At 44.0% G+C, this 6762-nt stretch carries 4 protein-coding genes; 3 read left to right on the plus strand and 1 reads right to left on the minus strand.

The window, feature by feature from the left end; all coding sequences use genetic code 11:
• Positions 1-383 precede the first annotated feature (383 nt).
• The 3 genes from kdpB to LC574_RS19885 all read left to right on the plus strand — a co-directional run bounded on the left by kdpB (position 384) and on the right by LC574_RS19885 (position 4916).
• Entirely contained in the window at positions 384-2480 is a 2097-nt protein-coding gene (kdpB, locus tag LC574_RS19875) for a potassium-transporting ATPase subunit KdpB (RefSeq protein ID WP_368736712.1), read from the plus strand.
• A 333-nt stretch (positions 2481-2813) separates the two neighbouring features.
• Positions 2814-3416 (plus strand): K(+)-transporting ATPase subunit C, encoded by a 603-nt coding sequence (gene kdpC / locus LC574_RS19880; protein ID WP_229455098.1) that lies wholly within the window; start codon positions 2814-2816, stop codon positions 3414-3416.
• A gap of 345 nt (positions 3417-3761) precedes the next feature.
• Positions 3762-4916, plus strand: coding sequence for a universal stress protein (locus LC574_RS19885; protein WP_229455099.1), 1155 nt, complete (start codon positions 3762-3764; stop codon positions 4914-4916).
• A 4-nt stretch (positions 4917-4920) separates the two neighbouring features.
• On the opposite strand, the gene LC574_RS19890 is transcribed toward LC574_RS19885, so the two are convergent.
• Positions 4921-6417, minus strand: coding sequence for a carotenoid oxygenase family protein (locus LC574_RS19890; protein WP_229455101.1), 1497 nt, complete (start codon positions 6415-6417; stop codon positions 4921-4923).
• Positions 6418-6762 lie beyond the last annotated feature (345 nt).

Below are 6762 nucleotides of genomic sequence, written 5' to 3' on the forward strand. Positions count from 1 at the left end.
CCAGTTCAAAGGCTCAACTTCCCAGTTCAAAGGCTCAACTTCCCAGTTCAAAGGCTCAACTTCCCAGTTCAAAGGCTCAACTTCCCAGTTCAAAGGCTCAACTTCCCAGTTCAAAGGCTCAACTTCCAAGTTCAAAGGCTCAACTTCCAAGTTCAAAGGCTCAACTTCCCAGTTCAAAGGCTCAACTTCCCAGTTCAGAGGCTAGTAATAAATACAAGATTCCCCTTGACAGCGCTACTCCCAGTACGGTTCGGATAAGATACTTTGTCTATCGATAATGCTTGTAGAGACGTTGCAATGCAACGTCTTTACACACCACAACACCCCACTAATAACCTTAACCGAACCGCATTGGCGCTACTCCTAACTCTATTCATAAACAAGTGGCAACTAACTTCAAAGCTAGACGGCCAAATCCTCGTTCTGGCGATCGCCGCCAAGCACGTAAAAAGGCCAAAACAAGTAATAAGTGGCTGTACTTAAGGGCAATGAAAAATGCTTTTGTCAAGCTCAACCCTAAGTATGCAATCAAAAATCCAGTGATGTTTGTAGTTTGGGTGGCAACAATCATCATCCTATTGCTAACAATTGATCCCAACCTATTTGGCCCAGCCCTCCAAAAGAAGCCGCAACTGTTCAACGGCTTGTTATCGGGGATTTTATTCTTTACAGTTTGGTTTGGCAATTTTGCTGAAGCAATTGCAGAAGGGCGGGGTAAAGCCCAAGCCGATGCATTGCGATCGACGAAATCAGAAACGATCGCCAAAAAACTTGCTGCCGACGGCACAATTACTGAAGTTTCATCCACCACCCTTAAACAGGGCGATAACATCTACGTCATTGCTGGCGATATCATTCCGGCCGATGGCGAAGTAATCATGGGTGTCGCCTCAGTGGATGAATCGGCAATTACTGGAGAATCCGCACCAGTATTAAAAGAATCAGGTTCCGACGTTGCCAGTTCCGTCACTGGTGGGACGCGGATTATCTCAGATGAGCTAATTATCCGCATCACTAATGACCCAGGTAAAGGCTTTATTGACCGGATGATTGCCTTAGTGGAAGGGGCAGAACGCAGCAAAACACCCAATGAAATTGCTCTGACAGTATTGCTGGCAGTTCTCAGCTTAGTCTTTTTGTTAGTCGTGGTAACTCTGCCCGCACTTGCTTACTATGTCAACAGTCCAGTTAGCGTGCCAATTTTGATTGCCCTATTAGTAGCATTAATTCCTACAACCATTGGCGGCTTACTAAGTACCATCGGCATTGCTGGGATGGATCGAGTTGCCCAATTTAACGTCATTGCCACCTCAGGACGAGCAGTCGAAGCTTGTGGAGATGTCAACACTTTAGTTCTTGACAAAACAGGTACAATTACCCTCGGCAACCGTTTGGCGGAAGAGTTTATTCCTATTAACGGTCATTCAATGTCGGAAATTGCTAATGTTGCGTGGGTAGCTAGCGTCTTTGACAATACACCAGAAGGTAAATCCATTGTCCGACTGGCAGAAAAGTTAGGCGCACGGTTTGATTTTGACTCCACTCAGGCAGAAGCAGTCGATTTTTGTGCCAAAACACGCATGAGTGGCACTAACTTGCCTGGTGGGTATGAGGTCAGGAAGGGAGCAGTAGAAGCCATTCAAGAATTTGTCCGTTCCCGCAACGGACGCGAGACACCAGAATTGGATGCTACCTACGAACGAGTTTCTCGCTTGGGAGGTACACCTCTAGCAGTCAGCCTAGATAACGAAATCTATGGGGTTATTTATCTTAAAGATATAGTTAAACCTGGTATCCGCGATCGCTTTGAGCAACTGCGACGGATAGGAGTGCATACCATCATGTTAACTGGAGACAACCGGATTACAACTTCTGTCATTGCCAAAGAAGCAGGAGTTGATGACTTCATCGCCGAAGCCACACCAGAAGACAAAATCAGCGTCATTAAGAAAGAACAAGCAGCAGGTAAACTAGTTGCCATGACAGGAGATGGGACTAATGATGCCCCAGCATTAGCCCAAGCTAACGTCGGCGTTGCCATGAATACAGGGACGCAAGCTGCAAAAGAAGCCGCCAACATGGTAGATTTGGACTCCGATCCCACAAAACTGATCGATATCATTAGTATTGGCAAACAATTGTTGATTACTCGCGGGGCCTTGACGACATTTTCTATCGCTAATGATATTGCTAAATACTTAGCGATTATCCCAGTGATATTTGTCGCCGCTAATTTGCAAAGCTTGAATATTATGAATTTGACTAGCCCTAATTCTGCTGTTCTATCAGCACTGATTTATAATGCTTTGATTATTCCCGCTTTGATTCCGTTGGCATTGAAGGGTGTACGGTTTAGGCCGCTAACAGCTAATCAGCTAGTGCAACGCAATATCTTAATTTATGGCTTAGGTGGGGTGATTGCGCCATTTATCGCCATTAAGTTGATAGATTTATTGATTACAATTTTGGGCTTGGCTTAAAGACAATGAGAAGGAGTCAGAAGACAGAATTCAGAATTCAGAATACCCCAGCAGTCAAGTCAGGGGTAACAGTCACGGAAAGAATTTTTTCTTCTCCACGATAGCGACACGGAGAGCGAGTCTTCTCCCAAGGGGAGCCACTGCGGTCTTGGGGTAACGCCTAAGTGGAGCAAGTGGCGTGAGACGATGCCGCGCAACGAGCGTCTTAAAATCGCTTGCTCTAAACCTCCCTTGGACATCCAGGAGCTACAAATCCATGCTGGATTCTGGCTCCTGAATTCTGAATTCTTCTTCAGTAAAAAATAAAATATTAGCAGCAATTGGAAAAATATTATGGCTATTATTCGAGAAACTATCAGAGCAATTTTCATAACTCTAATGCTTTGGTTATTGACTGCAATCATCTATCCTCTGATAATCCTTGTAGTGGGTCAAGTTCTTTTGCCCTACCAAGCTAATGGCAGCATTATGCGGAATCTAAATAATGAACCAATTGGTTCAGCTTTGATTGGTCAAGTGTTCACATCTGAGCGATATTTCCATTCTCGTCCCAGTACTGTTAGATATAGCCAAGGCAAAAAAGCCAAGCCAACTGGCATATCTGGAGCCAGCAATCTCGCTGCTAGCAATCCAGAACTACTCAACCGGATTCTAGAAGAGGCAAATCAATTGCGAGACGAAAATCTTCAACCGATCGCTGATATAATTTATACTTCTGGTTCTGGGTTAGATCCGCATATTTCATTGAGAGCAGCACGGCAACAATTGACGCGGGTTGCTAGTGCGCGGGGAGTAAAAGAAGATGAGATCCTACGTTTAATTAATAGGTATACTGATGGGAGATTTTTATGGATTTTTGGCGAGCCAGGAGTAAATGTTCTCAGATTGAATTATGCTCTTGACGTGCAAGATTTTTCTCGTCAGCCAAATCAGTAAATGGGCATTTGTCATTTGTCATTTGTCATTTGTCATTTGTCATTTGTCATTTGTCATTTGTCATTTGTCATTTGTCATTTGTCATTGGGCATGGATTATTCTCCTTGTCCCCTCATCTCCCCCAATCCCCAGGGCTATTTCGTTCTAAACATAAACCGCCCAGAACTAAAGTTCACAGGCTTTTAGCTTAAGTCCACTAAAGTGGACTAAAAGCCGTTCTTAGTCGTCTTTAGACGAATGAATGCTATTAGCCTCAGAATTTATTCTGAGGCGGGCTAGATGAGAATGAAATAGCCCTGCCCAATCCCTACTCCCCACTCCCCACTCCCCACTCCCTATTTTAAAATGTCAGATAATAGTAAGACTGGTTCAGCTGGCACTCCTTTAAATTCTGGAAGTTACTCGCTTTATCCAAGACGACGACGGGGCAAGCATAAAATATTTATTGGCATGGCTCCAGGAGTAGGCAAAACTTACCGGATGCTGGAAGAGGGACACGCGCTTAAACATGAAGGGCTTGATGTCGTTGTTGGGCTTTTAGAAACCCACGGACGCAAGGAGACAGCTGAGAAAGCAGAAGGACTGGAGATTGTACCCCGCAAACAATATCCTCGCGGTAAATTGACGCTGACGGATATGGATACAGATGCGATTTTAAAGCGATCGCCCCAATTAGTCTTAATCGATGAACTTGCCCATACCAATGTCCCTGGTTCCCCACGCGAAAAACGCTACGAAGATGTAGAAGTAGTTTTAGCAGCAGGTATTGATGTCTACTCCACGATGAATGTCCAACATTTGGAAAGTCTCAATGACTTAGTAGCCAGAATTACTGGGGTGGTAGTCCGTGAGCGTGTTGCTGATAGGATTCTGGATGACGCAGATGAAATAGTAGTAGTAGATGTCACACCGGAAACCCTGCAAGAAAGGTTATTAGAAGGCAAAATTTACGCACCAGAAAAAATCCAACAATCCCTTGAGAATTTTTTCCAACGCCGTAACCTGATTGCTTTGCGGGAATTGGCTTTGCGCGAAGTAGCAGACAACGTAGAAGGAAATGCGATCGCTACTACCCCCAATGGGCAATTTTGTAATATTCACGAGCGGGTTTTGGTGTGCATATCCACCTATCCCAACTCAGTGCAGCTGTTACGCCGGGGTGCGAGGCTAGCTAACTACATGAACGCGCCACTTTATAGCTTGTTTGTCGCCGATCCAGAACGCTTCCTCACCAAGGAGGAAAGCTTACACATCTACACTTGTGAAAAACTCTGTAAAGAATTTGAAGGTACTTTTATTCGTGTTACCAACAGTAACGTAGCTAATGCGATCGCTGAAGTTGCCGAGAAATATCGGATTACCCAAATTGTAATCGGAGAGAGTCAGCGATCGCGCTGGCAAATGCTCCTCAAAGGATCTTTGACGCAAAAATTAGTCCGCTTGCTCAAAAATATAGATTTGCATATCATTGCCAGCGAAAAAATGGTTTCACCCAAATAGGGGATCAAATTTCCCCAAAAACCTCACAAGTAAAGCTTCCATGCAAACCATAGGGGATATGATGCCTGAGATGTAGGCGAGCAATTACTCCTTTAGAGAAATCACTAGCATCCAAAATTACCAAATCTGAACGGTGATGGGCAGCATCATAAACCAAAGCTAATACCCAACCATCATCTTCCTTAAGAGAACCTGGGCGCGGGATAAAAATCGGTTCACCGACAAAACCACGCGGTGCAGCACTCCAAATTTGTCTTTCAAGAGACTCTAAATCAATTTTCAACAATGCTTGTAAGGGAGCATTACCAGTTTCTGCATGAGCCGCACCTATATATAGATATCGATAAGAGCGTCCCACATTCGCCGGATGTATACTGGGAAATTCACAACATCGGCTCTCAATCAATTCCCGCCGGACTACCCCATTCTTTAGATTCAGATAAAATCGCCAAAGTTGCCCAGGTGAAAGCGCCTCAAAATCAACTTGTCGAAAATCGCTTTCGGGTTCCACTTCTGGTAAATCTTGGTAACAAATGGAGTCAATTAAAATTTCCTCTCCTACCTCAAAAGCATTAACATGGTGGAAGACAAAACCAGAGTGAGTTTCCAGAAATTTTATCTCGAGTTGCCCTTCTTTGGGGAAGCGGGGAATAATTATAATTTGAGTTGGCTGATTTGGCTGAAATTTGATACATTCTCCCGCCGCACGTATTCCCAAGGCGAAAGGTATGGGATTAAAGATGACAGGATTTTGAAAGAAGATGCAGTAATTGGGAGTAATGACAAAATCGTGAATGAAACAGAAACCTGGAATACTATGAGCGTGCTGTCTGATAATTTCACCTGCTGGGTTTAGCTCGAAAATAGTAATTGTGGCAGATAATCCCGGCTTAATCGAGAAGTTTACCAAACAAGGTGCGCCTCCATCTTGGTAACAATTGTTTTCCACGCGGGGATGTGCAGCGAAAGCTTCACCTGGTGACAAAGCACCATTAAAATATTCATTTCCCAGCGTTTCAAGAGTATAAGGATCGAGGCGATATGCTTCAGCCGCTTCCCAGAGTGCTAGCAGTTTACCACCCCAATAGATAACATTTGTATTGGCGATATTTTTGAGTTTGAAGTCGAAGATATTAGCTAACCAACCGCCAGGTTTTTGAGTCCCAAAAATACCGCGATAGAGGATTTTTCCCGCCTTTTGCTCTGCCAAATAGCCAGTTGTGCGGACAAAGCGGTTGCGAAAATGAGCGCGACCGTTCGTAAAGGTAATTTTGCTAATCATCCCATCCCCATCAAACGGGTGATGAAGAGGTTGCCCATTCACATCCAGCAAACCGGGGCCATTTCTAAACAGCGTACCTTGTAGTTCTCTGGGAATTTGCCCTTCTATATCATCAATCCAATAATCAAACTCTTGGGTGAGAGATTGATATCCTCCTTGCCAGTCTGCACGGGTGTAGGATTTTTCTGTAACTAGGCTTTCTTGACTTTTCAAATGCATATACTTTGTTCTTTCTTGTTATCTTGGACGAAAATATGTAGCCGCTCAAAATAATTTTTTGCAACTTTACTACGCCAGTTGCTACCACGGTAAGGCAGCGCACTGGCTCAACTTAGTAGAACATTTCATTAATTGTAGTGAATTAAATTAGGCAAGACTTTGCGCCCCTTTGCGTTTACTTTGCGTTCCTCTGCGTTTAAAAACGCTACGATTTTACGCAAAGTTGTACTTAGCGTGAGATTTATTACACTATTCCACTATTTCCGACTCTGGTTCTCTCAGTACCAACTCAGACATCAAATCTGGCAAAAACCCTTGTTCCCCATCAATGGATGTCTCAGTTTC

This window comes from Nostoc sp. CHAB 5715 (assembly GCF_020829685.1).
Classification (GTDB): Bacteria; Cyanobacteriota; Cyanobacteriia; order Cyanobacteriales; family Nostocaceae; genus Nostoc.